This window comes from Methanothermobacter defluvii, from assembly GCF_003385755.1.
GTDB classification, from domain to species: domain Archaea; phylum Methanobacteriota; class Methanobacteria; order Methanobacteriales; family Methanothermobacteraceae; genus Methanothermobacter; species Methanothermobacter thermautotrophicus.
Genome location: NZ_QREL01000001.1, coordinates 756,539 through 783,502 on the forward strand (window position 1 = coordinate 756,539; position 26,964 = coordinate 783,502).

The following is a 26,964-nucleotide window of genomic DNA, read 5'->3' on the forward strand; positions in this document are numbered from 1 at the left end:
ACTGGAGGACCATTAATGGATTTTAATAGAAATCATGTTTCAACCGAACCTGTAAAGGAGGCTGACTGATGTACAGATTCGCCCATCTCTCTGACTGCCACCTGGGGGCCCAGAAACACCCGGACCTCAGGGAACTTGAATTTGAGGCCTTCAGGATGGCCCTGGACGATGCACTTCAGAACGATGTTGACTTCATGATAATAGCAGGGGATCTCTTCCACTCCAACATCCCCAACATGGAGACTGTCAAGAGGGCCACCCTTGAACTCAGGAGGATAAGGGAGGCGGGGGTCCCCATATACGTCAACTACGGGAGCCACGACTACAGCCCATCCCACACATCAATGATAGACATCCTTGAAAGTGCCGGGGTGATAGATAAGGTCGTACGTCCCATCCCCGGTAAGAAGCTTGGACTTGAGTTCACGGTGGATGAGAAGACCGGTGCAAAGATCACAGGACTATCAGGCAGATCAAGGACACTTGAGGCTGAATACTTCATGAAGCTTGACAGGGAGGCCCTTGAGGCCGAGGACGGATTCAGGATATTCCTATTCCACAGTGCCATAACCCAGTTCAAACCGGTTGACCTTGCAGATATGGAATCGGTGGACCTCAACCTCTTCCCCAGGGGCTTCGAGTACTACGCAGGTGGCCACGTACACAGGAAGGGGTGTTATATTGAGGAGGGCTACGGTCCCATAGTGTACCCGGGGACACTCTTTGGTTCATACGCCGGTGACCTAGAGGAGAACGCCAGGGGCGAGACAAGGGGGTACTACCTGGTCAAATTCACTGATAGGGCCAGGGAACCTGAATTCCGGGAGATAAGGCCCTCTGAATTCGAGTACATTGAATGTGATGTCACAGGTAAGAACTCCCAGGACGCATACCACCAGATAGGGCGGGAGATAGCAGGTCATGATGTTACCGGGAAGGTTGTAATGCTTAAGATCCGTGGTGAGCTGAGCTCAGGAAGGACATCTGACATAGATTCAGCGAGTATAAGGGAAAAACTTGAGTCGATGGGGGCCCGTGTTGTCCAGATAAACAGGTACGGCCTCAGCACCCGTGAGATCCAGAAGGTGAGGGTGGTGGAGAGTGACGTGCCCCGACTGGAGAGGAGGATCTTCAGGGAGAAACTTGCAGGACTGGACATCAGGAACAGGAAGCTCGTGGAGGAGGGGGATTCCATTGCGGTTGAACTCCTCAGAAGACTTGAGAATGAGAAGGCTCCCGGTGAGAACAAAAGCGAATATGAGAAGAGAATCATCGAGGATGCCGAGGATGTTCTGGGTCTTGATCTGGGGGGTGATGGTACTTGATTTTTGGTTATTCTGATGTTCTGGGTCTTGATCTGGGGGGTGATGGTACTTGATCATCAGATCCCTTGAACTTAAGAACATAAGGAGCTATGAGTCTGGAAGGGTTGAGTTTGATGATGGAGTGACCCTCTTCGAGGGGGATATAGGTTCAGGCAAGACAACCCTGCTCCTTGCAGTGGAATTCGCCCTTTTCGGTCTCGGTGACCAGAGGGGTGACAGCCTCCTGAGGGCCACATCAAATTCAGGTTCAGTCAAGCTCACATTCACCGTTGATGGAGAGGAGTACACGGTTTACAGGGAACTCAAAAGGGGATCCTCGGGGGTTCAGCAGGGCGAACTCTACATCAGAAAACAGGGGGTTGTGAAGAAACTCTCTGCAAAGGAACTGAAGGCCGAGGTACTTGAGATCCTAGGGTACAGGGAGCCCCTTAATCCAAGGGCCAGGAGCAGGATATACCGTTATGCTGTCTTCACACCACAGGAGCAGATGAAGAGCATAATCGAGGCCCCGAAGAATGACCGGCTTGAAAGGCTCAGGAAGGCCTTTGACCTTGAAAAGTACAGCAGGGCGGCTGATAATGCAAATCTGGTTTCCAGGAGAATAAGGAGAGAATCAGAGAGCCTGGAAGACAGGTCCTATGATCTTGAAGATAAGAAGAGGGAACTTGAAGGACTTCTAGGGGAGAAGGAGAAACTGGAATCAGAGAAGAAGCAGCTTGACAGTGATATTGAAGGAATCGAGGCAGAGATAGCTAAACTGAAATCAGAGATGGAAGTTCTTCAGAGAGAGAAAAACCGGATTGAGAGTGCTGAAAGGGAAATAGAATCGCTTCAAAATGAAATAGAAACCCTCAGATCATCCTCAGAGAGACTCATGGAAAGGAACAGGAGTATAGAGGAGGAATACCAGAGATCCCTTGATGAACTTCAGAGATGCAGTGATATCAGGGAAAAGCTTCAGGAGGAACTGAATTCACTGGGAGAAAGGATCAGTGCCCTTGAGCTGAAAAGGGAATCCCTCATGGATGACTCCCGGAAGTTCAGGGAGGCTTCAATCCAATACACAAACCTTGTCAGTGAACTTGAAAATCTTATTAAGACAGGAAGGGATTTAGAGGATGAAATATCCGGGCTTGAGGATTATACTGACAGGATAAAATCAAAAATAGAGAGTATGGAGTCCATTGAGGACCCGGGATACACGGAGGATGAAGTTGAAGCCGGGATAAGAAAACTTGAGGTTGAGGTGTCGGATCTCCAGCAGGAACTCGGGGGGATACATGGAAAGATAGAGGACTATGAGTCCATCGGAAGGAGGGGCGTATGTCCAACCTGTGACCAGGAGGTCAATCCAGACTACATAAATGATAAACTCAGCAGGGCCCGTGAAAGAAAAGGATCGGTTGAATCAAGGATAGCAGATCTCAGAAATGAAATCATGAATAAGAATGAACTCATGAAACGCATCGCAGAGTATAAAAGGTCACGGGAGGAACTGAGGTTACTCAGGGAGGACCTTGAGAAACGGATTAAGGAATGCCACAGAAGGCGCGAAAGTCTTGATAATATCAGAGAAAGGATCCGGCAGATTGAGGAAGGTAAAGCTGAGAGTGAGAAGCTCACTGAAGAACTGAAGGATGCGGAATCTGACTTCAATAAGGTGGAGCATGAACTGAAATCCCTCCGTGAAATGGAATCGGAATACTCCAGTAAACTTGCAGCAGCATCCGGGAGGATGGATCAGCTCAGGACCAGGATCATTGAACTCAACCCTGAAACCAGCAGGGAATACAGAGATAACCTCAAGAAAATTGATGAAAATGAGAATACCATCGCTGAAAAGAAAGCTAAAATCAAGGAAAACGAAGAGGCACTCAAAAACAGGGATGAAGTTGAGTCCAGTATACATGAGCTAACCCAGAGTATCGGTGAAATGGAAAATCTTCGGGATGAAAAAAGAGACAGAAGGGCTGCAGTTGAAGGAAAAATCGAGGAGAAGCAGAGACAGATTGGTAACCTTGAGTCTGAAATTGCTAAAAAGAGAGAACTCAGGAAACGTGCCCGGGAACTGGGGAACTATGTGACCTGGCTCAATGAATACTTCATCCCTGCAATGGATGACATCGAGACCCACGTCATGGCACAGATAAACCATGAGTTCAATGAGAGATTCCAGAAATGGTTCAGGGTCCTGGTGGATGACCCAGGTAAATCCGTGAGGATCGATGAGGACTTCACACCCATCGTTGAGCAGGACGGCTATGAACAGAACCTTGAATACCTCAGTGGTGGTGAAAGGACCAGCATAGCCCTTGCATACAGGCTTGCACTGAACATGGTGGTCCAGCGTCTCACCGATGTGAGGTCGGACATACTTATACTGGACGAACCCACCGATGGATTCAGCAAGGAGCAGCTCTACAAGCTCAGGGACATCTTCGATGAACTTGAATCCAGACAGATAATCCTGGTATCCCATGAGGAGGAACTTGAAAACCTTGCAGACCATATCTACAGGGTTGAAAAGTCTGACGGCACATCCATCATAGAAAAGGCCGGCTGAGCTTTCAGTACCATTAAAATAATTCTATTTTTAATTTTGATGGTTTAAAACGGGTTTTAAGGTTATTTAAACCACCAGAAGAATTCTAAATTCAAATTTCAAGTATGGCCTTGTTTTTAACCCATTAAACCTTCTGGATCTTCTTTTAACACGAATGGGGCATTTGAATGGCTCTTTATAGTGGATTTGTCTTCTGCACTGCTTTTCTATTGGCCAGTGCTTTTTGCCCCAAACCTTAAATGGGATTCCCTAAGGACCCATCTCATTAAATAACGTGTCATGGATTCTCAAAGAGTATTCAGATATTAGAAAAGGATTCTGGTGGCTTTTTTTGATTAGAGAAGCTCAGAGAGCTTTTATTTCATGGAAACATTTATATAACATTATGATGTAACCATTGACTCAGTGTCCTTAGTGACCTTAGGGTTAGTATTGGACATTGGAGGCGATAAAATTACGCGATTCAAAGCAGTCACAGTGCTCTTTGCACTGATGTTCACTGTGGGTTCAGTGCCCATCAGTGAGGCAGTAAATACTGGAACAGAAAACGCAAAAATAGTAACAAAAACTGAAAATATAAAGGCCGAACCTGTAAAGGTTGACGCCGCATACAAGTACAAGAAGTACAAGAAGTACAAGAAGACCTACAGAAAGAAGGTCAGGGCGACATACCGTACCAGTGTGAAGAAGAGGTACTCAAAGAAGTACTACAAGAAGAAGCGGGTGCGGGCCGCCTACAGCACCAGCACATACCGCTATGATCCTAACATAGGGGACTGCTGGGCCATGAGTGAATATTTATACAGGAAACTCACATCAGCCGGGAAGAAGGTGCGTATAATACAGTACGCCACAAGCATGTCACCACGTCACCGCACTGTACAGGTGTACAGTGGAGGGCGCTGGGTTGACTACAGCTACAGTGGCTACAACAAAATATACCACCCGACCTCAAGCAAGCCCGGCATGTTTGTGGTTAAATCATCGGCCTGAAAATGGCCACCCTAACCTTTTCTTTTTTTTGAATTCCCATCAGTCAAGCAGGCAACCTTATTGATACCAGGAGTTATTATCCTCTGAATATTGTGATCATTTTTATGGGCCTGTTATCAGCTGAGGTACCTGAATAATGATGGTTCCGCAGGCCTTGCAGAGGTGCGTAGAGAGTTTCAGACTGATCGTATGACTACTATTTAACGAATTAGATCACATCCAGGGCATCCTCGATAGCATCCCTTATGCAGTGGGGGTTCCAGCCGACGACCTCGGAACTCACGGCTTCCAGTTCAGGGGATACATTCTCAAGGCCGTAGGGTCTCACGGTTATTATGGGCTTTGATAATTTACGTGCAAGATCCACAGCACCCAGTATCTCATCCCTCCGGGTGCCCCATAGACCCGCAAGTACTATGACCGCATCGGCATCCTCAGGGGTTGCTGGTCTCCACTCGAGGCCTGACTGTTCGAGCCTCTCCAGAAACACCCTGTAATCCTCAACCTCACCCTCAGTTATGTAGAGCCTGATTTCAGCTGTCACTCTATCACCCTATTAAATAAAATACATCAGTTTGACTGAAGCTACACCATCCTCCTTGATTCAATGAGACGCTTCAGTTTATCAGGGTCATGGCTCCGCCTCCAGAGGGGAGTGGCATCCCCATGGTATACACTGAGATTCTCCTCGAAGGTCCTCTCACCCTCAACCCGGTATATGACACCCAGTGGAAACCTACCCCCACCGTATCCCTCAAGGGATTTCTCAAGGGCCAGCAACCTGTCTGCAGGATCATGATCGGTGTAGTATGTGTGTTCCCGGAACCACTGGAAGGTGTTAACACGGTTGAAGGTCACACAGGGCTGGAATATATCCACGAGGGCATAACCATGGTGGCTGATGGCCTCGACCAGTATTTCACGCGTCCTCTCAACATCCCCTGAGAAGGCCCTTGCAACGAAGGTGGCCCCCAGGGCAACCGCCACGGCTAATGGGTTGAATGGTTCCTCAAAGACCCCCTGAACCTGCACAGGAGTCTTGAAGCCGGGCTGACTTGTGGGGGACGCTTGGCCCTTGGTGAGGCCGTAGACCATGTTGTCATGAACGATGGTGGTTATGTCCGGGTTCCTCCGGATGTTATGGATGAGGTGGTTTCCGCCCTCACCGTACATGCAGCCGTCACCGCTCACATCGATGACTGTGAGGTCGGGGTTCGTGGCCTTGATGGCCACTGCAGCCGGGAGGGATCTGCCATGAAGTCCATTGAAGTGGTTGCACTTCAGGTACTGGGGGAGCTTCCCTGCCTGGCCTATCCCCGAGACAAGGACAAGCCTCTCAGGGGGTATATCCAGGTCTGCAAGGGCCATCTTGAGGGCCCTCAGGATGGAGAAGTTACCGCATCCTGGACACCATGCAATGTCAACATTCATGTCATAATCCTCTGGCCTCATAGGAGAACCTCCTCGATGAATCCGGCAACCCCCTCAACGCTGAAGGGCATGCCATCGTACCTCCTGAACCTTGCATCGGCCTCAAATCCCTCAAGCTTGAGGAGGTCCGCGAACTGTCCGCGGTAATTGTTCTCAACCACAGCAGTCCTGTCGAATGATTCCAGGAGCTCCAGGGTGTCATGGGGGAGTGGGTAGACCTGGCTGAAGTGCACCATGCTCACATCTGCACCGGAGGACTCGATGGCCTCCCGTACCGGCCAGTAGGCGGAACCCCAGCATATCAGTGCAGAGGAGTTATCACCGTACACCTCGGGCTTCAGGGCGTCATCCCTCAGCATCTCAAGGCGCAGGTTCCTCTTCTCAACCATCCTCCTCCTCACATCAAGGTCCTCTGTTATCAGACCCTCCTCATCGTGCTCATCCGAGTCCACCCGTACCGTCCCGGACCCGTAGCCTGGAATACCCCTGGGTGATATACCATCAGCCGTGAACTCGAATCTCCTGTACCCCTCCCATGTCCGGGTGATATGGTAAGAGGGTTCCTCACCGATGAGGGGTGCGGGGAGGTCGTAGTAGAGGTCTGCCAGGTACTGGTCTGAGAGCAGAAATACAGGTATCTGGTACCTGTCTGCCAGGTTGAAGGCATGGGCCGCGATTTCAGGGGCATCCTCGAGTTTCCCTGGAGCCAGAATTGCCCTTGGGAACTCCCCGGGGCCTGCGTAGAGGGCGAGGTTGAGGTCCTCCTGGGCTGTCCTGGTGGGAAGACCAACAGCCGGCCCCGGCCTCTGGCCTATGTATATAACCACGGGCGTTTCTATCATACCTGCAAGGCCAACGGCCTCCTCCATGAGGGCAAATCCGCTACCTGAGGTTGCAACAAGGGACCGTGCACCCGCATAGGAGGCCCCCAGGCACATGTTAATGGCTGCAATCTCATCCTCTGCCTGCTCGAATACCATGTCGAATTCAGCGGCGTTCTCTGATATGAATACCTGGAGTGGAGTTGATGGTGTCATGGGGTATGATGACATGAAGCGGCAGCCCCCGGCGATGCACCCTATGCCAACGGCTTCTGTCCCGTTGAGGACAACGTGTTCCCTCACCGATGGCTGGGGTTCAATGCTGATCTCAAGGTGCTCCCTGAGTTCCTCACCGAGTTCATAGCCCTTCCTCCCGGCCCTGAGGTCGGCCTCTACTATGTCAGGGCCCTTGCGTTCGAATAGGGACCGCACGGCTTCATTGAATGTTTCCTCTCTGACACCGAAGAGGTTTGCGGCTGCACCCGCTGCAACGACATTGGCGAATATCCTGCCCCCCAGCTTCTCTGCCTCCCCCATTATCGGGAGGCTGATGGCGCCCTCCTCATGGAACTCCTCATCTGCAATGACCAGTGTATCCTTCACACGGCCACCCATGTGTTCCACTGCACCGGGGCTCAGTGCAAACAGCACATCCACCCTTTCTATGAAGGCCCGGACCGGTGTGGATGATACCCTTATCAGTGTGGAGTTCTCCCCTCCACGCACACGGGACATGTACTCCTTGCAGGAGAATATGTGGTAGCCGGTGGCCTTGAAGGCCCTTATGAGGAGGGCCTCGACGGTCTGTATGCCCTGCCCTGCCTCACCGCAGAGGACGATTGAAGCATCATCATTGATCTTCACTGGATCACCTCTTTAGAGTAGTCTCATGAGGTAGCATCTCCTCCGGGGGTTCTTCTCAAGGTACTGCTGGTGGTACTCCTCGGCCTCATAGAAGGTGCCTGCTGGTTCAATGGCTGTAACTATCCTCTCCCTGAACCTTCCAGACTCCTCAAGTCTCCTTCTTGACTCAATGGCGGCCCTTCGCTGCTCATCGTTGTGGTAGAATATGACCGAGCGGTACTGCTCTCCAACATCCGGGCCCTGCCTGTTGAGGGTCGTCGGGTCATGTATGCTCCAGAACACATCAAGTAGGTCGCTGTAACCCACAACCTCAGGGTCAAAGGTTACCTCAACCACCTCTGCGTGTCCTGTAAGACCGGTGCAGACATCCTCATATGTGGGGTTCTCAAGGTGACCCCCCATGTATCCCACCCGGGTTGATACAACACCATCAACCTTCCTGAAGGCGTCCTCGACTCCCCAGAAGCATCCGGCCCCGAAGGTCGCCTTCTCATACCTGCTCAAACACATCACCCCTTAAAGGTTTTCATCCTGATTCCCCGCGACATTTAGCCAGGGGTTTTCACTTTAGGCGCTCATCCTGACACGTTTCCCCTCACCCTGACCTGGTCGCTGGTGAATTTGAAGGGTGAACCTCCACCTCCGCTTATGGAGAACGACATCAGCACGCTACCGGTGGGGTTCCTGCGGTAATCATAGGGTCCGCTTATAACCCATGAGTAGCTCTGGTTGCCTATTGTCAGCGTCCACCGGCCCCTCTGGCCTATACCCTTGAGGTCATCTGTTCCGCCTTTGGGGTCTCCGACTCCTCCCTCTATGGTGAAGCTCGTACCTCCACTCATCCTTCCAAGGTTGAAGGTACGGCTTGCACCGGGCTGGAGAAGGAAGAACCTGTTACCCGGATCCCCGGATACTATGTGTCTGCTTCCGCCGCCGGTGGTGTTGTTGGCCTCATAGATGAACTTGCTCTTGGATGGACCGATATTTGTTATGGTGAGTTTAACATCAACGGCCTCGTTTCCTGAAAACCTGAAGTAGGAGCTGTATATGTAGAGAGCTGCAACGGCTATCACTATTATGGCCGCAAAAAGGAGAATGTACTCAGCACCACCCTGTCCCCTTAAATCCTTGATTATCATGTAAGATATATATTGTATGATTATTTATATAAAATTGAGGTGTGACCATGGGACCCGGCGCCGGCACAGAGACTCCAGCAATAGGCATTGATGTTCTGATAACCGTTGCAGCCGTTATAGCTGCTATTGTAGTTGTAGTTGTACTGATTGTTTCCATAGGAAGGAAAAGGGGAGCCAGCGAGGATGAAAAGGCTGTGGTACCAGAGGTATCCATGAATGAGGATCTAATAGCCCAGCTCAAGGAGGAGTACGGAATCTCCGATGATGAAGAAAATGAGGAGGAGAAGGGAGCATCTGATGAGAAGGATGAAAACTAGCATTTAACGGTGAATCAATGAAGGTTGCGGTTCTGGGACTTGGAGCTGAGGGTTTAAAGGCTGTTGAATCCCTCAGGAAGAGGGGACACAGGGTATACGCCAGTGATATAAGGGCAGACATTGATCTGAACCTCGAGGGTGTGGACGTTGACCTGGGCTTCCATGACACCGAAAGGATAGCATCATCCGATGCTGTGGTGCTGAGCCCATCGATCTTCGGCACGGGGCTCTGGGAGAGCTTCAGTGACAGGCTCCTCTGCAGGGTACTCAGGGGGCACAGGGACCCTGTCACCGTTGCAGTTACAGGGACCAACGGGAAGACCACGACGGCGTCAATGATAGCACATGTACTGGAGAGTTCAGGCTGGAGGGTCCTTCTCGGTGGAAACGCCGGGGGAGGCTTTGATGGATACACAGAGATAATCCTGAGGGCAGCTGAGGAGGAATTCGATTACATCGTGGTTGAGGTCTGCGACATGACCCTTGAATTCGCATCTGAGTGCTTCGATATTGATCTGGCCGTCATCACAAACCTCGGCGAGGACCACCTGAACTTCCATGGCTCCATGGAGAACTACAGGGAATCAATGGCCAGCTTCCTGGAGGGCAGGGCTGTGGTGATATCCGCAGATGAACCCCACCTGGAGGAACTAACATCAGGGGCCAGGAGCGTCATGGAGTACACCCCCTACAGGGGCGAACTCGTCCTGGAAGGGGAGTTCAACAGGCTCAACGCCGGGGCCGCTGCAGAGGCACTGAAATTCCTCGGGGTACCCTCAGACGTCATCTCCAGGCACCTCTCAGTATTCAGACCGGTGGCTGGCCGTATAAGGTCCTTCACTGTAAACGATGCACTGGTAGTTGCAGGTAAAACCGATAACCCCCACGCCATGAGGGCACTGCTCAGGGAATCTAATTTTGATGTCATATTCCTCGGCACACCACGAAGATCAGAGGAGTGGCGCCTGGGGATTCTTGATGAAATCGCAGAGTCTCCACCCGAAATCCTGGTACTATTCCCCGGTCTCGATGATACCATTGACATGGCCCTTGAGCACCTTAAGAGCCTCAGGATTCCATCAGAGATCCTGACTGTCCATGACCCGGGGGATATCCCTGAAATGGTCAGGGAGTTCTCCAGGGAGTACAGGAGGATACTTGTGGCCGGTAACGGTCAGGATGTGATAATCCGGGTCCAGGAGGAACTTGAGGGGCTTGCATCCTGTCTCTAGATCACCTCTGACTCTCCAGGAGCTCATGGATTGCTGAGCCAGATGCCTGACCCGGGATCTGATAGCTATATAGGATGGGAACATATCTTTATAGGTAGAGTGTCTATGGGTGGATACATATCCTCCCGGGTGAGAATCTTTGGGTAGACTGCCTCTGGTAGATATTCCACAGGATGATCAGAGAGGTACACCCACTACCTCGGTCAGGACGGGTGCCATCAGGTGACTCTTATTTACAGATTAATCAGGAAGGAACGCGTGTTTAATAAAAACGTTTATGGGTGCATTTAATTGATCAGGAACATGAAAGTGCTTGTGATTGGAGCTGGAAACGCAGGTAGACCCGCAGCGAGATTGCTCAACCACCTGAACAACAGGGTACTTGTGAACGACGTCAGGGAACTCCATGAACTACCCCTGAAGGCCCAGAAGAGGATAGCTGAGATGGAGGATGAGGGCGTGATGTTCAGGTTCGGGGGTCACAGCATGGAGGACATACTCTGGGCTGACGCTGTTTTCATATCACCCAACATCCCCCAGGACGCACCGGTACGTAAAATGGTAAGGGAAGCAGGGGACCTGGTCCACATAACAACCTCTGATATAGGGAGGACCCTCAACGAACTCATAGGGCTCCCAATGGTCGGAGTTGCGGGAACCGATGGGAAGACCACGACAACCAACATGATAGACCACATCCTCTCCTCACGTTACAGGACAGTATCATTCTCATCACTCCAGGATTCACTGGTGATAGAGGGCCTCGTGGAACTTGTGGTAAATGGGGATATCGACGACAGGGATCTTGCAGTGTTTGAACTCCCCCACGGGACGATAAGGATGGCTGAGGGCCTTGAACTCTCAGCAGGGGTTGTGACAAACCTCACACCGGATCACATGGACGAATTCAGTAACTACGATGAGTACATTGAGAGGAACTTCTCAATAAAGGACCTCATGGCTCCTGGCGGAGTTCTGGCACTATGTGGTGATGACCCGGTCATATCGAGCCTCCTGGACGACCTTGAAGTGCAAAGGGTGGTCTATGGTGTGGGCGAGAGGAGGACCGTTGAATTCATGGGAAGGAGATTCACTGGCTCAGCCAGTATCCATGTCAGGGCCTCCGATATAGAGCTGAGGGGACTTGCAGGATCCACCTTCACCCTGAATGTATCAGAGATAAAGACAGCCATCTGCAGCAGCTGCGGAGCCCTCAACTGCAGGGAACATGATGGGGCCGTCTCTGTGGGGCCCCTGAGGGAGAGGATAAACCTCAGGGTCCCGGGCATATTCAACATTGAAAATGCCCTCGCAGCCATAACCGTCGCACTCATACTCGGATTCGACATGGAGGATATTAAGAGGAGTATCGAGGACTTCAGGGGCATAAGGGGCAGATTTGAGTTCATAGACGAGGTTGACGGTGTCAGTGTATACATGGACGCAGCCCACAACCCCGAAAGCATGGAGAAACTCTTCGAGGGCATGGAGTTCCAGGGCAGACTCATAGTGAGCCTCGACAACCCTGACACCCTCACGGTGAGGGACAAGGAGAGGATAGGGAGGGTGCTGGCTGAGAGGGCCGACACCATCATCGTAAGTGCAAAGAACGAGACAACAGGCGTCACAGACATGGAGGCCGCCGATGAGGTGGCGAGGGGCGCCGGCGAGGAGAGGACCATAAAGACTGAAAGCGTATACGACAGCATAAGGAGGGCCCTTGAGATCGCAGAGCCAGGGGACACCATCCTTCACATAGGCCCAGGGGTTGTCAACGCCTACGAAAATGTAAGGTCCGACATCGAGGAGGCCCTGAAATCCATGGAGGACTGTGTGGTCGTCCTTGGGGGCCTGGGGAACGTCGGAAGCCTGATGGCAAGAAACCTCAGGGCCCGGGGCCACAGGGTCGTGGTCTCGGATCTGCGGGAGGACACGCCCCTGGTGGATGTGCTGAGGGAGGAGGGCATACACCTCGACCTAGGAGGACATGACCCTGAGATACTCAGGAGGGCGAGGACGGTGGCCATAACACCAGCCCTTGAGAATAACAGGAAGATCCTTGACCTCATAGGTGACCTTGACGCTGAAGTCATAGGTGTTGAGGACGTACTCAACATGTGTCCGGTGGATAAACCGGTGGTGGGTGTTACAGGGACAAACGGGAAAACAACAACCACTGGCATGCTCAAATCCATAATGCGGGTTGCAGGTATGAGGGTCCCGGAGCATCACCTGAACATCCAGGGAAACACTGAACTTGTACCTGCCCTCCAGGCAAGGCTGCCGGGTGACGTCGCCGTCGTTGAGATAGGTACCTTCGGCAGGAGGGGGGAGATAAGAAGCTCCGCGATGCTCTCAGGTGTCTCGGTGGGTGTTATAACAAACATATCAAGGGACCACCTCTCAGCTGGGCGGAGATTCTCTGACTACATTGAATGCAAGGGTGAAATGGTGGAGGTTGCAGAGGACCTTGTCCTGAATGCAGATGACCCCATTGTAGCCTCCCTTGCAGACGGACTCCCCCGGGAGAGGGTTGTGTTCTATGGCATACAGAGCTCTGAATCCGGTGGCGTGGTGCCTGAGGGCAGGGAGTGCCCCAAGTGCGGGAAGCCCCTCAGGTACACCAGGAGGACCATGGGACACCTCGGCGACTACCAGTGCATCTGCGGTTACCTGAGACCCCAGCCGGATGTCATGGCCATCGAGGCATCCCCAGGGGGCTTCAAGCTAGTAATCGGTCAGGAGATGAGGGAGGTAAGGCTTGCAACCCCAGGGATATTCAATGTCTACAACGCCCTGGCGGCGGCTGCAGCCGCATGGACCATGGGACTGGAAATTGATGACATAGTCCGGGGTCTCGAATCATTCAAGGGCGTCCCGGGGAGGTTCCAGGAACTCTCAGACTCGCCCAGGATAATCCTGGACTACGCCCACAACCCTGCAGGTGTCAGGGCAGTGATGCAGGAGCTCAGGGAAAAGGGCAGACTCATAGTGGTCAACACCGTGGCATCTGAGAGCGGGATCGATGGAGACAGGGAGATCGCAGCGATCCTCAAGGATGCGGATGTGGTCATACCGGCATCCTACGCCGCCAGGAGGGCCTCAGACATCCTTGGAGATAAAACAGTCCACATAGGGTCCAGCAGGATGAGGGCCGGTGGAGGCACCCTGGGTGCCAGCAGGGAGCAGGTAGCTGAGGCAGTCAGGAAGGCCCTTGAACTTGCAGGACCTGATGACAAGGTACTCATAATAGGAGAGGGGGGATACAGATATGCTGAGGAGTCTATCAGGTAAACACGTCATCATCTTAATAATTCTGGTTGCAGCTGCAGCGGTCGGTGGCAGGTACCTTGAGGGAACGGTTGAACCCCAGAACCCTGGGGAGATAGCGGACCTGCCCCTGGGCAGTACAGTACTTGAGGGTCAGGACGTCATCGACGAGTCCAGGGTGAGGAGCGTGCCCATCGTGCTGCACCCTGACTACATCCTTGACGAATTCAACTACCTCAACCCATCAAACCTCCTCCAGGCCGTACTGACGGGAGCTGTTCATGTCCCCATATCCGAGATGACAGAGGGTGTGGATGCAAGTGGCAGGTCCACTGTCAGCGGTCCGGGGTCCCTCAGGGTGCAGGGGGAGAGGCTCGTGGTGGAGGAGCCCCCTACCTTCCTCTGGGCCTACAAGACACCCTACACCTATGGGGTTAAAAGGAAGGATGGTATGGAGATAGTTGAAAATGGAAAAAGGGTCCGTTTTGTACCGGCAGGGAGCATAAGCAACAGCACAGTCCCCCACAGGTACAGATCCATTGAGAGGATAAAGAGATGGTACAGGAGGGCCGATGAGGGTGACAGGATTGTGCTGGACTATCAGCTCTCAAACTTCAGCGACGGAAGGCTTCCTGTACCTCCAGGGATGATAGAGAAACTCTTTGGAGATACTGTGCTTGAGTACATGGAGAACTACCCCTCAGGTTCACCTGTGATGGTCTACACCGGTGAGAGCAGGAGGTCCCTTGTATCCAGTGCAGTGAGTTACCTTGGATCCTACCCTGAGTATGATGATAACAAGAGGGCCTTCAATGCGAGGGCCTTCGCCTCAGCATGGAACGGGACCATAATCCCGCCTGGCAGTGAGGCCTCCGGCAAGGAGACCGTGAGATTCACAGCATCAAGGGACCCCGAAGCCCCCGGGGGTTATGCATCCCATGGTTCATGCCCACCTGCAAGGGCCCTGAGGGCCATCGTGACCTCGGCTGGCATGCCCCTCCCGCGGGGTATGACCTGGGAGTTCCATGCGGTACTCTTCGGCTTCAACCCGGCAACAGGTATAAAGGTCAGGAACACAGGGAAATACCCGGTACTCATAGAGATGTGGACAACGGGTTCAGGTGCCAATACAAGGATATACGCCAGGCTATACAGGCTTGAACCGGCATAGGTGTGTAATGTGATCTCAGCTGTTGTTGCTGCAGCCGGCAGGGGAAGCAGGATGATGCGGGATATGGCTGAACTTGGCCTCGAACCGGTCCACAAACTCCTGCTCCCCCTCAATGGGGTGACCGTCATAGAGGCCACAGTTAAGGCTGTCCTCTCGGCGGGGGTTGATGAGTGCATAGTCGTGACAGGTCACAGGGCAGGGGAGGTTGAGGAGGTCCTCTCAGGCATGGATGTCCGTGTGGTGAGAAACGAACCACCGGATGTTCCCCTCTCAGCGTCACTACTGAGGGGTGTGAGGGCCGCAGGGGGGGACATAATCCTCTGTGCCGCAGGGGATCAGCCTGCTGTATCACCTGCGACCCTCAGGAGGATAGCTGAACATGCTGATGGGTCCACGGTTTCAATCCTTGCGAGGGGTGAGAGTGGCTGGCTTGATAATGCCAGGGGGATCGGCATGCCCCTTGCAGCAGGTGCCGATCTTCTCAGGGATTACCTGCCCCTTGGGGATGGCAACATAAACCCCCTCCTCTGGATGATGCTGGAGGACGGTGTGAGGCTCTATGGTGTGGAGGCCTCTCGCCCCATTGAGCTTGTGAACATAAACCATTACAGTGACTACCTGAGGATAAGAGACCATTTTCTCAGGATTAATGCTGATGGAAAGTAGGGTTATCCTTCACCAGAACAGCAGATCTGATGCAAAAATAGAGTTATTCATTTTTCCGGAAAAAATAGAAAGGTGGAGACCTAGAATTTCTTTTCCTCGGTCTCCTCTTCAAGTAGATCCAGACGGTCCTCAACCTCCTCGAGGAGTTTACCAACGTTCCTGAGGATCTCAAGGGTATCGTAGATCCAGTTGATCACAAGTTCCTGGTCTGCCTCACCCTCATACTTCTTTATCTTCTCCTCAAGGTCGGCAACGTCCTCAAGGATCTTGAAGGTCTTCGTCTCAACCACTTTATCACCCCCATGATGGTCTAACTTATGGCCTCAAGGGCGTTAAGGACACATCCTATGTTTTCCCCGTTGAGACCGACGATGAGTTCATCGTCCCGCACACCCGCGTACTGCCTTGATCCGCTGCATCCCATGGTTATGTTGGGTCTCTTCCTCATGTATGGCCCTGCAACGGCATCTGCACAGAGGGACTGTATACCTGAGAAGTCTGCCTCAACACGGCCACCGAGGGTGTATACGAGGGCCTGTGAGATCTTCATTGCCTGGGCAGGGTTGCAGATTATCACTATGACGTCAGGGTCGAATGTGGCCTTCTCGAGGGGAGCGTAGACTGCTGCATAGAACCTGAGGTCAACGGATGGTATCATATCGAAGGTCCTCTTGGCTGATGCAAAGCTTGCAAACCGTCCAAGGTCATAGTAGAACTCTCCTGTTTTGACCTTCTCAGGGGCCTCATCGATTCCGAGGGCATCGGCACCTCCCTTGCATGCCTGGGCCTCTGCGGTGGCATAGAATACCTCACCAGCTGCAGCCATCTGGACCATTTCACAGTGCCTTGCTGGTTTTCCTATCTTTTCAACACCCTCAGGGAGGTCATCCTCCCTCAGAACGAGTTTAATTGCCACCGGGGATTTTTCAAGCCCCAGCAGCTCCTTCAGTTTTCCTGAGATCTCATCGTATCCATTAACACCGCACACATCAACCATTGGATCACCTCAATCAATTATCTTCACGGGTTTACCGTACTGGCGCTTCTCAAGATGGCCACAGTCACGGCACCTGTAGATCACCAGGATGAAGTCGCCCTCTTCAGGGTAGGTCTCATCGACCTCCTCTGCGATGCCGCCGCAGACACTGCACCTCACCCTGTCTGGCTGGTCCATTCTGTAGTGTATCATCGACTATAATATTTCATCCACCACGTATATTAATCTGGCGGTGGTTTTCTCAAGGGACCTTCGGTGGTGACTTCATGATTGATCTGGTGGTGGCTGTTCTCTCACTTGAACATGGACACGTCAAGTGAGTCGAGTGTCATCAGGAATTCCCTGGCATTTTCAAGTGTCATGGATTGGTCCTGGTACATGAAGTTTTCATAGAGGATTGCAGGTGTCCCGTTCCTTATAAGGGGTTCTGTCACATAGGCCGGGCTTGTCTGCGACTCCGGGAAGTGGTAGGATAGCCAGCTGATCCTCGATGAGAGTTCCAGGGCTATCCTTCTGCTCCTCTCCTCTGGGAGTGGTGTGAATACGAACCTCCTCATGGCGTAGTTGCCCCTGTTGGAGTGCACATCAACGGCAAGGTCGTAGTCTCCGGCCGAGATGTCAGGGACCACGTACCTTCTTGCGAGTATCTGGCCAGCCATCCTCCCCTTCTCATAGTCTGATGGGGTCTTGGTTACATTCACATGGTAGATGACGTACATGTACCTGAGGCTGTCTGAGTTCTCCTCCACAGCCTGTATCATGGCACTGTGGGCCTTCGCCTCCAGGGGGTGGATGCCGGTTATGATGGCTATCCTGATGGATGAATCATGGTTACCATAGGGTCCCAGCCTTTCAACGGTGCCAAGTTCATCCGAGCCGATGACATCATCTGGAGACTCATGGATGCCCTGAGAGGGCGCAAAGGGGTCCATAAGGTGGTATGTTGCAGTAATCAGGGTTAAGACAAGTAGCGTTAAGATCAGTTTCCTCCTCAAGTTATCGCATCCCTCTGTGATTCTGTGGGGTTCACAGTTATTCTTTCTGGTTCTGCTCTACGCCCCTATTCAGATACTCTCTGATCTGTCAGTAACAGGATTTATGGGTATCCCTCTTAAAAAAATAATGGAATGGTTCTTCAGAGGCTTATGATTTCAGGGAGCATTCCTGTCCTCATGTATTCAAGGAGGACCTCCCTGAAGATCTTCTCTGCAAGCTCTGGCGTTATATCAGGTGAGCCCTTCACGTAGATCCCCACATGGTTGGGGCTTCTGCCATGGGATTCCATCCATGTGTAGGTGCGCTCTGCCATGTCAAGGTACTCGCTCTCTGTGAGGGTGGCGGTGTCAAGGTAGCCGTAGGGGTCCTCAGGTCCCCCGTAATCCCTGACGTGTATCATGCCAGTGTCATTGAATCTTATCATTACCACGGCCCTTGAGAAGATGTAGAGGCGCTGTGGTCCGGTGAAGTTGAAGCCCCTGTAGTTCACGGTTCCATTGCGAGGGTCCATCTCTGCAAGCTTCAGGGCGGCCTGGAGGTTGAGGTAGTATCCATCATCTGTTTTTTTGATGACAGCCTCTTCACCGGTGCCTGAAGTGCTGCCGGTGTCCATGAGCTGCAGTGCCACCGTCGCCCCGGCGAGGATAACCATGACAGCCACAATTACCAGTATGGTCCTATCTGACACATCAATCAACCCTGAAACTGTGTATTATGCTGTCTATGTCATCCTGTATAAGTGATAGGTCATCGGTTGTGAAGAGGATATCATAGGCATAGTCCCCTTCAATGAATACCACGTACTCCTGTTCACCTTCATCACCCTGATAGTAGTATGAGGATCCTATGATGTAGGCGCTGTTACCGTCCACAGTGGTCTTCTTAACATAGGTTACATCATCCCCATTTTCATAGAGGGCTCCAAGCCACGTATCGCGCTCGGTCTCAAGGTCCACGGTGGCTGACCTCTTATATACGGAAAGAATTGAAACCATGCCCTGCTCATATGACTTGAGGGAAACAACGTTATCATCACTACTCTCATCCGGTATGTAGATTTCCCATGTGTCTGGATAGCTGAATGATATTCCGTTTTCAGAGAATGTGTTCGTTCTGGATGCGCCTGAAACGTCAGCTGCATCGTTATCATAGACTGTTGCATCATCATAATTAACATCACTGTAACCGGACGGCTCTGTAAATGCACCTAACAGTAGAATCAGGACCAGAATGGCAAAGGGCGTGATGATAAGAAACTTTGAGGATCTGTTCTGCCTTTTCCACCATCCTTTAATCCCCTCTTCATGGGGAAGCTCTGATCCACATTTTGAACAGAATGCTGCACCATCCCTGTTTTCTGATCCACATTTCGAGCAAGTTTTCAACACGATACCTCCATATAAAAAAATTGGTGGAGCCCTACCTTATGAGGGCAAGGACTCCTGCAATACCAAGGAAAACTGTGCCTGGAATCGCAAAGGCAGATATGCTTATGAGGAGCCATACTGCACTTATTATGAGTACAGCACCACCCCTGCGGGGGTTATTCCTCACATACACAGATCCTATGATACCCAGAATTGAGGCCAGAATTGCACTCATACCCAGGTACAGGAGTTCGGGTCCAAATACCGAGAAAACAATGGCAAAAAGTCCTCCCAGTAAACCGAAAATCCCGCCTATTATTCCAAGGACAAGTTCCAGTGTCCTTGATGTTTCTGGAGCGTCCGTCATATCCATTCACCTCCCATTAAACATTCACTGTTGTCCTGTAGATGGCTGAGCTATCATCCGCTGCAAAGGAGGAGTCAAAGATCATAACTTCAACCTTGGAGGGGGTCCCTGTGTCAATAAAGTCAACTGCACTGAACTTAACTGTCTGCCCTGCCTTGGCATTGTTTATGTTCCATGCCAGAGGGTCATCATAGAGAAGGTTCCCCTCTGAGTCGTACCACTTCAGGTGCATTTCAAGGTAGGAGAAGTCAGTGCTGGGAGTGATCTTTCCCTTCACAGAGTAGCTTCCATACCCCTCTGAGACAACCTGAAGGTCCTCAACCACGATATCTGATTCAGTTCCTGTGGCTCCAGAATTCTCGTATCCTGTGGACCCAGAACTCTCATCTACGGATTCTACTCCGGTCTGAGAATTATCAGGGGCCATCATTCCAGCTATCGCAACTACCAGTATCACACCAAGGCACAGTGCCCCTATGAGGACGCCGGCCTTGGTGGCTGAACTCTGTTCCTTCCACCAGCTCATTTAAAATACCTCCTCTTTTTGATCCATTGAGTATCAGAGGTGGAGTATGAGATGTTTGAGGACCTTTGTGAGCACTGCCAGTCCAATACCTGCTGGCAGGCCAGTTGAGAATCTCAGAACATTGTTGCTTTCTCTGTAGCCCATCAGCTGGGTGAATCCGTCAATGAATGTGGGGATCACAAGAAGCAATGCCAGAAGCACAGTGGCTGCTGTGTACTTCACAGGTATGAGGAATGCATACAGGAAATAGGTGAATGCCCCCAAGTATATGCCGGTACACCTTGAACACACAGGAAAGTAGTGCCCCCTGAATGAAAATGTTCGCTCTGGTTTTCTGTGACATATATATTTAAATCTCATATCTAACACCACAGTATAAAATGTATCAATGGATCTAAAATTTAATTAGTGAGTCATTATATTTAAATTTTAACATTTTTTATTGACAGAACATTATTTTATTTACACAGCAGAGAAATTTACCTCATGGATAAGATATCAGCTTCGTTAACTTCATTATACCATCCTTGACTGTGGAGTTTTTTCATCAGGATTAACATACCAGCCCGCTTAAGTTCAGTATACCATCCCCAGATGTGATGTCATGATCATTAAAAATCCCGGCATCTCCAGAAATGAATGAAACAATTCAAGATAGACACGATGGTTCCATGTAACTTTAAATTTATTTCTGAAAAATGATCCGATATTTAATAGAAGAAAGAGGTTTTTATGAATGTAAAATCAAGGTAGGAAAATTATATATAGAATAATCAGAGAATATACCTTTAACTGTAATGAATTGTTTTCCGTGAACAAAAATTTGGGATAGGAAAACTGGAGGGATGTGATAATAATGGATACCACACTGATATCCACGATATACTCCATTGAACCCGTGATGTTCTGCATAACACAGTTCTCACCGCGAAAGGTGGTTCTACTCAAGGAGGACAAGGCTCCACGGGAAAAGGAACAGGTGGAACAGGTGCTCAGGGACACACTCGGTAACTTCGTGGAGATAACAACCTTTGAGACGAGCCTCTACGATGTTGTGAGCATTGCAAAGGATATGGTGGAGATCATAGACGAGGAAAGGGCCCATGGAAGGCGTGTGGTTGTTAACATAAGCGGTGGCAGGAAGACCCAGGCACTCGGAGCACTCTTCGGCTGCTACGCAAGGAACCATGACGTCCAGCGCATAGTCTATGTGACCGAGGAGGACAATGAACTGATAGACCTCCCGATACTGAGCTTCGGCATATCCAAGACAAAGAAACAGGTCCTTGAGGAGCTCAAAGCCGGCGAAAAATCCGTTAAAAACCTTGCAGTCAAGATAGGTATAAGCAGGGGTATGACCTACAACCACATAAGGGAACTCCGTGACATGGGGTTCATTGACCGGGAAAAGCTTGAGATAACATCTGCAGGTGAACTTGCAGTGCTCTAGAACAAATTGAGTTTGAGATAACATCTGCAGGTGAACTTGCAGTGCTCTAAAACATGAATAAGTGTCATCATGCCCATAATTCCCTTAAACAGGACTGAAGTGTTTATTGGAAGGGCAAGAGAACTTAGAAGGATCAGAGAGGGCCTCAATAATCCAGGATTCGTTATTGTAACAGGCAGGATGGGGTCCGGAAAAACAGCTATTTTTAGGAAACTCCACGAGGAAAACCCCAGCAGAACAACCCTTATCGATATGAGGTGCACCGATATAAGGGAGGCCCATGAGGGGATACCCGACTTCAGGAGAATAATGGTAATGGCAAGGACAGTTGACTGGAATATACTCATGGATTCCATGCCACCGGCGGTATCAGCCTTCAGGGAGGCCTTCAAGATGAATCATATGTACGACATGAGGTGCGCCGTCTCCATGAGGTACAGCAGGCGCTTCCTGCAGGAACTTGAGGAGGAGATACCGGGCGTGGCAGTCGTCAGCCTACCACCCCTCACAGAGAGGGAAACAGAGGACTACATCCAGAGGAAGGCACCCACATTCAGGGCCACGGCTGCAGGCATGAAGTACATACATAGATTCACTGAGGGACTGCCCCTCTTCATTGACAGCTTCCTGAACGTCCTCTCAGATGGGATCATATATGGCCCGCTGCTGCTGGAGGAGAACTTCAGGGCCAAGTTCCAGCAGATCGCATTTCCATGGATGGCTGAACTATCACAGCTGAGTAGGGGTGAGAAAAGAATCCTTGAGGATCTAACTGATGCCCCAATACCTCAGAGGGATGTGGAGGCTGAGGAACTTGAGAAACTCGAGTTGAGGGGCCTTGTGGAGCTCAGTGGAGGGGAGTGGTCCCTCACAAGTGAACTCCTGAGGCGTGTCCTGACGGAACTCAGGAAACAGTTCGGGTGCATCTAGCAGTGCTCAAAGAAGGGGTTTCAGGTCTGATATTGATTATTTTTTTAGATACAATAGAGTATCAAGTTTAGAATACATTAAAAAAAGAATTTGGGGTTATTTACCCCTGAAGTAACCGAATCCGACCAGCAGGACAAGTGTCACAACCCCGAGAAGTGCATAGATCGGGACCTGACTCTCTGCTGAACCGCTGCTGTTTGAGGCTGAAACCTCATAGGCCTTCCCGGTTTCGCCCTCCTCACCTGCACTGGATGATGACCCTGCAACTGCATCTGATGGGCTTGATGTCCTGCCTGTGGTCCCTGCGGGACCTGAAGCAGGTTTACCTGTCTCACCGATTCCATCCCCATTCAATGAGCCTGGCTGTGAATCATCAGAGCCAGGTACATCAATGGACTTCCCTGTGGCTGCAGCCACTGCAGCTGCAAACTTCTTGAGGGATGCCTGGTCCAGGGATGAGACCTTCACCACCCAGCTGTTGAAGACCATGTTTGCGCAGGTGTGGTGGCAGCAGACAACACCGTACTGTCCTGCGAGTTCAATGTAGCGGTTTGCGAGGTCCCTGACCATGGAACTGTCAGCACTCCAGATGTTCCTCCTTGCAGCTTCAAGGACCCATGCAATCATGGACTGCGTTGCGGTTGCCTCATAGCCCTCTGATGCCCTGAAACGGTCACTGAGAAGGTTCCTGGCGAGCTGGTCCCAGAGTTCATTGCTAACACTGCCGGTTGTAACTGCAATTCCAAAGACATTCTTGTACCTTGAAGCGTATTCCAGCCACCCGCTGGGTGAATTGAGGAGCGAATCCATGTACTTCGGGTTGAGTAGCTGGGATCTGACCTCAAGTTCAATCTCCTCAGCCACAGTTCTCACTGTAACCGTGTTCTTGTTCCTTATATCGATAAGCGCTGTATCTGGATTACCTCCCAGGTGCCTTGATGCAAGGACCATGCCACCGAACCAGTCATAGTAGTCGTCGGTGTCCATCAGCCTCCAGGTACTGTCGAGGTTCTGTGTCACCACGTTGACCTTGCCCAGGAGGTACTGGAACGTGCCACGGTTCTGCTGTATATCAACGCCTCCAGGGGTTGACCTCCAGGCATAGGATACCCTTGAGAGGTAGACATCTGCGAGTTCACTGCTTGTGTTCCACCTTGAGGTTGCAGGTGTCATATCAGATACGCCTGTACCCTCGAGTACGAGCCCCCTGAGACCGAATACACGGTCAAGGGATCCGCATTCACTGTAATGTTCTTTCACATAGTTTTTGGTGTCACTGGCTGAAGCTGCCAGTTCAACAGCCTTATTCATGAGGTCTATCCAGAGCTGGTTACCTGTAACAGCTGTTACAAAGACGTCTATACGTGGCCTTGGGATCTGAGTGCCGTTCACTGTTATCATGAGTTCTGATGCGTTCATGAGGACCGGTGTCGGGTTGACGTCACCGTTGCTGTTCCACTGGGGTTTAACTCCAAGGAGGTATAGGAACTCTGCGATGGCTATCCCGTCGGTCCTCAGGAGTTCAGTGCCCCACATAACCATACCTATGAGTTCAGGGAAGCTGCCGTGCTTCTGGTAGTACTCTGCAAGCAGTGAATCAACTATCTTCACTGCGGTATCCCATGCAGCCTTTGTCGGCATCTTCCGGGGGTTTGTTGAGTAGAAGTTGGCACCTGTGGGAAGGACGTCACACCATGCAGGGTCCCCTGCAAGTCCAGGTCTTATGAATCCACCTGAGAGAGCTGCAAGGATGCTCTGCCATTCGGTGTTTCCACGTATCTTCATGATGGTGTCACTGATGAACTCAAGGTCCGTGGCATTAATACCCTGGGGCACCGTTCCGTTTATGATGCTGCCTATCCATAGACGTGCAAGGTTCTTCACTGAGGCTATCTCGTCACTGTAGCGCAGTGGATCCTTCAACATTTCACTGTAGGCTGGCAGACCCGGATAAAGGTGTTTTCTGATATTTTCAAGGAGATCTGACCGGGATGAGGCTATTGTGAGAACCTCCTCCAGGAGCTCATCACCGTCAAGAACCCTGCCGAGGCTGTGGAGTCCCAGGGGTATTATGTCTGACTCTATCTCATGGAGACTGAGGTGGAGCCTCTCAAGGGCCTCTGTGAAGTTACCGGTCATGTTGAAGCCCATCTTTGAGGCTTCCGTCTTTATACGGGATTCCAGGGCAGGGAGTATCTGGCTGTTACCGACCTTCAGGGCGTTCTCGTACTGGTGGATGAGGTCATGGATCTCAATGAGTGCACCGTAGAGGCCACTCTGGACCATTGCAGGTGTCATGTGGTCGATGATGAGTGCGCTGCTACGGTCCTTCGCGACCATGCCCTCACCAGGGTTTGAGACTATGTAGGGGTATATGTTGGGTAGACTGGTGAGCTGGAAGGGCCAGTCATCCTCCATGAGCCCTATCATTCTTCCCGGGAGGAATTCGAGGGTTCCATGGGTTCCAAGGTGGACCATGGCATCGGCGCCGAGGACCTCATCGATCCAGCGGTAGAATGCTATGTACTGGTGGTGGGGTGGCAGATATGGGTTATGGTAGTCTGTGACCTCATCCCAGCCACGTGCCGGCTGGACCGTTATGAAGATGTTCCCCAGCATCAGACCGGGGATGACGATGGACCCATTCACAGCCATTATGCTGCCTGGTGGCTGGCCCCACATGGATATGACCTCTGAGCGCAGTTTCTCCGGGAGGGCGTTGAACCATTCAAGGTATCTCTGGATGTCGAGCAGCTGACCGCTGGCTTCCAGCTCCCTCCTGTGCTCTGACACATACCTCTCAAGAAGTGGCTGGGCCCAGCTGCCCTTATTACCGAACTCTGAGACGATGGTGTAGAGCTCCTCAGGTGATGGTATCCTCTCAACCCTGTAGCCGCTTTCATTGAGCTTCACAAGCAGATCATGGAGGCTTCTGAAGACGTCAAGGTATGATGCCGTGAATCCATCCTTACCCGGAGGGTAGCTGTAGAGTATCACCGCAATTTTCTTCTCTGAATTTTCAAGTTCCCTGAGTCTGGCCCATGCATTCGCCAGTTCGACCATCTTCCGGACCCCTGACTGAATCACGACCTCATTCTGTGATGAATCGGTGTATGATACAACCACGGGTGAGAACACGCCCTCAAATCCGGGTATTGTGACCTGCCAGGTCCACTCGTACTGTGCACCCAGGGGGTTTGTCAGGCTTGAGTTGCTGTAGAGCTGCACAGCCTTCAGTACGGGCAGATTGATCCTCTCAAGTTCGCTGAGGGCCCCGCCGGATGGCAGGTTCGCGTAGTTGAGGGACCAGGAGTAGAGGGATATGACGGCGCTTATGTTACGGTTCAGGGGCCCCTTACCGTTGACACCCAGTGTGAGCTCCTCGAGGAGGGAACTCACTGCGGGGCTGGTGGCACCCTGGTAGAGGTTGAATGCTGCCCTTCCCTGCCTCTCAGCCTCCCGGATTATGGCATCCACGGTGTTTGATGGGTTGTAGCTTACAACGACGATGAAGGGTCCTGTGATGTTCTTGTTTGCACTGTACCAGTTCTCAAATTCTCTGTAGACATCGTTTCGCTGGTTTTCTGCCCATGATGAGAAGTTCTGGTCTATCCACCTGAGGCTGTCATAGGGTGGGATGAGTCCCGGGTTGCCCTCTATCCAGGTTCTTATCTGCTCCCTGCTTGCTGCGACGCTCATGACGCCACGGTCAGGGTGGTATAGTCCCCAGTCAGGGGCTGCCATAACCGGGCCCTGGCCGTTCTCCACTGGGTTGGATGTGGTCTCACCCATGAGGTACTGGATGTACTTCACCATGTTCTCCAGGTTCTCCCTGGCAGCTGTTCCTGATGCAAGGGCATAGTAGCTTGCAATGTAGGTGTTCTCAATGGTATCGGGGGTGTCATTGCCGGGTGTCCCTCCGAGGAGGTTCAGCCCCGTGCCCCCCCATGGGTCGCTGTCTGTATCGGTGGGGTAACCGAAGGCCGCTGCTATCATGTTCCTCTGGTTCGCAGGGCTCCTCAGAAGGTAGGGGTACCATGAGTCGCCCCATCCTGTCCCGGGCATGGCCATGTCCAGGTAGGCGAAGTTCACGTACTCCATTATCCAGTCGTTTGCCGATGATGATGGATCCCACATGTCATGGTAGATTATCCTCCGGTTCTCCATTGATTTGAGGATGCGGCCCTTCTCTGGAACCGAACTTATTATGGCTATATCTGGCATGAAGGTGTGGTTGATGGTGCATGAGCCGTTGATGGTGTAGCTGGCTGTCCTGTAGCTGGAATACTTTATCTGGACAACCGCAGGGAATGTGTCGTTGAAGTTGATTCTGTATGAGCCATCCGGCGCTGTACGTGTCTCATTGAGAACAGATCCGTTATGTATTATGGTTACAGTGGCGTTTCTGACTGGTAGCGCACCTTCCAGGGTTGTGTAGCTCCCTGATGTTTCATTGTATATCTCCCTGACGTGTCCTGTCACCTCTGCTGCACTGACAGCTCCTGTGAGTGAAACTGTGAGTATCACTGCAAGCAGTGC

The 26,964-nt window shown here is 51.5% G+C and carries 25 protein-coding genes; 10 read left to right on the forward strand and 15 right to left on the reverse strand.

Features of this window, described 5'->3' with window-relative positions; all coding sequences use genetic code 11:
- The first annotated feature begins 68 nt into the window (after positions 1 to 68).
- The 3 genes from C7452_RS04100 to C7452_RS04110 all read left to right on the forward strand — a co-directional run bounded on the left by C7452_RS04100 (position 69) and on the right by C7452_RS04110 (position 4,881).
- Positions 69 to 1,325: a DNA repair exonuclease gene (locus C7452_RS04100; RefSeq protein ID WP_115892295.1), complete on the forward strand. Its 1,257-nt coding sequence runs from the start codon at positions 69 to 71 to the stop codon at positions 1,323 to 1,325.
- A gap of 49 nt (positions 1,326 to 1,374) precedes the next feature.
- Positions 1,375 to 3,888 (forward strand): AAA family ATPase, encoded by a 2,514-nt coding sequence (locus tag C7452_RS04105; RefSeq protein WP_115892296.1) that lies wholly within the window; start codon positions 1,375 to 1,377, stop codon positions 3,886 to 3,888.
- 432 nt (positions 3,889 to 4,320) lie between these two features.
- Positions 4,321 to 4,881 carry a hypothetical protein gene (locus C7452_RS04110; protein ID WP_245942823.1) on the forward strand — a complete coding sequence of 187 codons (561 nt, stop codon included), beginning with the start codon at positions 4,321 to 4,323 and terminating at the stop codon, positions 4,879 to 4,881.
- Positions 4,882 to 5,089: 208 nt separating this feature from the next.
- On the opposite strand, the gene C7452_RS04115 is transcribed toward C7452_RS04110, so the two are convergent.
- The 5 genes from C7452_RS04115 to C7452_RS09260 form a co-directional block, all read right to left on the reverse strand.
- Positions 5,090 to 5,425 carry a hypothetical protein gene (locus C7452_RS04115; protein ID WP_115892298.1) on the reverse strand — a complete coding sequence of 112 codons (336 nt, stop codon included), beginning with the start codon at positions 5,423 to 5,425 and terminating at the stop codon, positions 5,090 to 5,092.
- 41 nt (positions 5,426 to 5,466) lie between these two features.
- A complete protein-coding gene (locus C7452_RS04120; RefSeq protein ID WP_115892299.1) occupies positions 5,467 to 6,333 on the reverse strand; it encodes a thiamine pyrophosphate-dependent enzyme in 867 nt (288 codons plus the stop codon).
- Positions 6,330 to 7,997, reverse strand: a complete 1,668-nt coding sequence (locus tag C7452_RS04125) for a 2-oxoacid:acceptor oxidoreductase subunit alpha (RefSeq protein WP_115892300.1) — start codon at positions 7,995 to 7,997, stop codon at positions 6,330 to 6,332. The genes C7452_RS04120 and C7452_RS04125 overlap by 4 nt, the downstream gene beginning before the upstream one ends.
- 12 nt (positions 7,998 to 8,009) lie before the next feature.
- The gene (msrA, locus tag C7452_RS04130; RefSeq protein WP_115892301.1) at positions 8,010 to 8,507 is read right to left on the reverse strand and encodes a peptide-methionine (S)-S-oxide reductase MsrA; all 498 of its coding nucleotides are present in this window, start codon (positions 8,505 to 8,507) and stop codon (positions 8,010 to 8,012) included.
- Between the two features lie 65 nt (positions 8,508 to 8,572).
- Complete coding sequence (locus C7452_RS09260; protein ID WP_115892302.1) at positions 8,573 to 9,136, reverse strand: class III signal peptide-containing protein; 564 nt, start codon at positions 9,134 to 9,136, stop codon at positions 8,573 to 8,575.
- A gap of 47 nt (positions 9,137 to 9,183) precedes the next feature.
- Between C7452_RS09260 and C7452_RS04140 the strand changes: the two genes are divergently transcribed.
- The 5 genes from C7452_RS04140 (at position 9,184) to C7452_RS04160 (ending at position 15,792) form a co-directional block, all read left to right on the forward strand.
- Positions 9,184 to 9,453, forward strand: coding sequence for a hypothetical protein (locus tag C7452_RS04140; protein ID WP_245942824.1), 270 nt, complete (start codon positions 9,184 to 9,186; stop codon positions 9,451 to 9,453).
- A gap of 17 nt (positions 9,454 to 9,470) precedes the next feature.
- Positions 9,471 to 10,685 carry a Mur ligase family protein gene (locus tag C7452_RS04145; RefSeq protein WP_115892304.1) on the forward strand — a complete coding sequence of 405 codons (1,215 nt, stop codon included), beginning with the start codon at positions 9,471 to 9,473 and terminating at the stop codon, positions 10,683 to 10,685.
- A 303-nt stretch (positions 10,686 to 10,988) separates the two neighbouring features.
- Positions 10,989 to 13,979, forward strand: coding sequence for a Mur ligase family protein (locus C7452_RS04150; protein ID WP_147299760.1), 2,991 nt, complete (start codon positions 10,989 to 10,991; stop codon positions 13,977 to 13,979).
- Entirely contained in the window at positions 13,957 to 15,126 is a 1,170-nt protein-coding gene (locus C7452_RS04155; RefSeq protein WP_245942825.1) for a hypothetical protein, read from the forward strand. The genes C7452_RS04150 and C7452_RS04155 overlap by 23 nt, the downstream gene beginning before the upstream one ends.
- Positions 15,127 to 15,135: 9 nt before the next feature.
- Positions 15,136 to 15,792: a nucleotidyltransferase family protein gene (locus C7452_RS04160; RefSeq protein ID WP_245942826.1), complete on the forward strand. Its 657-nt coding sequence runs from the start codon at positions 15,136 to 15,138 to the stop codon at positions 15,790 to 15,792.
- Between the two features lie 80 nt (positions 15,793 to 15,872).
- Here the strand turns inward: C7452_RS04160 and C7452_RS04165 are convergent, their stop codons facing one another.
- From C7452_RS04165 to C7452_RS04205, 9 genes are all read right to left on the reverse strand, one after another.
- Positions 15,873 to 16,082, reverse strand: coding sequence for a hypothetical protein (locus C7452_RS04165; protein ID WP_115892307.1), 210 nt, complete (start codon positions 16,080 to 16,082; stop codon positions 15,873 to 15,875).
- Between the two features lie 20 nt (positions 16,083 to 16,102).
- The gene (locus C7452_RS04170) at positions 16,103 to 16,789 is read right to left on the reverse strand and encodes a DUF169 domain-containing protein (protein ID WP_115892308.1); all 687 of its coding nucleotides are present in this window, start codon (positions 16,787 to 16,789) and stop codon (positions 16,103 to 16,105) included.
- A 9-nt stretch (positions 16,790 to 16,798) separates the two neighbouring features.
- Entirely contained in the window at positions 16,799 to 16,981 is a 183-nt protein-coding gene (locus C7452_RS04175) for a hypothetical protein (protein WP_115892309.1), read from the reverse strand.
- 101 nt (positions 16,982 to 17,082) lie between these two features.
- The gene (locus C7452_RS04180; RefSeq protein WP_115892310.1) at positions 17,083 to 17,784 is read right to left on the reverse strand and encodes a hypothetical protein; all 702 of its coding nucleotides are present in this window, start codon (positions 17,782 to 17,784) and stop codon (positions 17,083 to 17,085) included.
- 140 nt (positions 17,785 to 17,924) lie between these two features.
- Positions 17,925 to 18,473 carry a pseudomurein-binding repeat-containing protein gene (locus tag C7452_RS04185; protein ID WP_245942865.1) on the reverse strand — a complete coding sequence of 183 codons (549 nt, stop codon included), beginning with the start codon at positions 18,471 to 18,473 and terminating at the stop codon, positions 17,925 to 17,927.
- A 1-nt stretch (position 18,474) separates the two neighbouring features.
- Positions 18,475 to 19,173 carry a PsbP-related protein gene (locus C7452_RS04190; protein ID WP_170130284.1) on the reverse strand — a complete coding sequence of 233 codons (699 nt, stop codon included), beginning with the start codon at positions 19,171 to 19,173 and terminating at the stop codon, positions 18,475 to 18,477.
- 31 nt (positions 19,174 to 19,204) lie between these two features.
- Positions 19,205 to 19,525, reverse strand: a complete 321-nt coding sequence (locus C7452_RS04195; protein WP_245942827.1) for a DUF4064 domain-containing protein — start codon at positions 19,523 to 19,525, stop codon at positions 19,205 to 19,207.
- 10 nt (positions 19,526 to 19,535) lie between these two features.
- Positions 19,536 to 20,045 carry an FxLYD domain-containing protein gene (locus tag C7452_RS04200; protein WP_245942828.1) on the reverse strand — a complete coding sequence of 170 codons (510 nt, stop codon included), beginning with the start codon at positions 20,043 to 20,045 and terminating at the stop codon, positions 19,536 to 19,538.
- 33 nt (positions 20,046 to 20,078) lie between these two features.
- The gene (locus C7452_RS04205) at positions 20,079 to 20,405 is read right to left on the reverse strand and encodes a DUF2085 domain-containing protein (RefSeq protein WP_048175340.1); all 327 of its coding nucleotides are present in this window, start codon (positions 20,403 to 20,405) and stop codon (positions 20,079 to 20,081) included.
- A gap of 496 nt (positions 20,406 to 20,901) precedes the next feature.
- Between C7452_RS04205 and csa3 the strand changes: the two genes are divergently transcribed.
- Together csa3 and C7452_RS04215 are read left to right on the forward strand one after the other, a co-directional pair.
- Complete coding sequence (csa3, locus tag C7452_RS04210; RefSeq protein WP_115892314.1) at positions 20,902 to 21,495, forward strand: CRISPR-associated transcriptional regulator Csa3; 594 nt, start codon at positions 20,902 to 20,904, stop codon at positions 21,493 to 21,495.
- A 99-nt stretch (positions 21,496 to 21,594) separates the two neighbouring features.
- Positions 21,595 to 22,425 (forward strand): P-loop NTPase family protein, encoded by an 831-nt coding sequence (locus tag C7452_RS04215; protein ID WP_245942829.1) that lies wholly within the window; start codon positions 21,595 to 21,597, stop codon positions 22,423 to 22,425.
- A 96-nt stretch (positions 22,426 to 22,521) separates the two neighbouring features.
- Here C7452_RS04215 and C7452_RS04220 read toward each other — a convergent pair whose 3' ends face one another.
- Positions 22,522 to 26,952 carry a cobaltochelatase subunit CobN gene (locus tag C7452_RS04220; protein ID WP_245942830.1) on the reverse strand — a complete coding sequence of 1,477 codons (4,431 nt, stop codon included), beginning with the start codon at positions 26,950 to 26,952 and terminating at the stop codon, positions 22,522 to 22,524.
- Positions 26,953 to 26,964 lie beyond the last annotated feature (12 nt).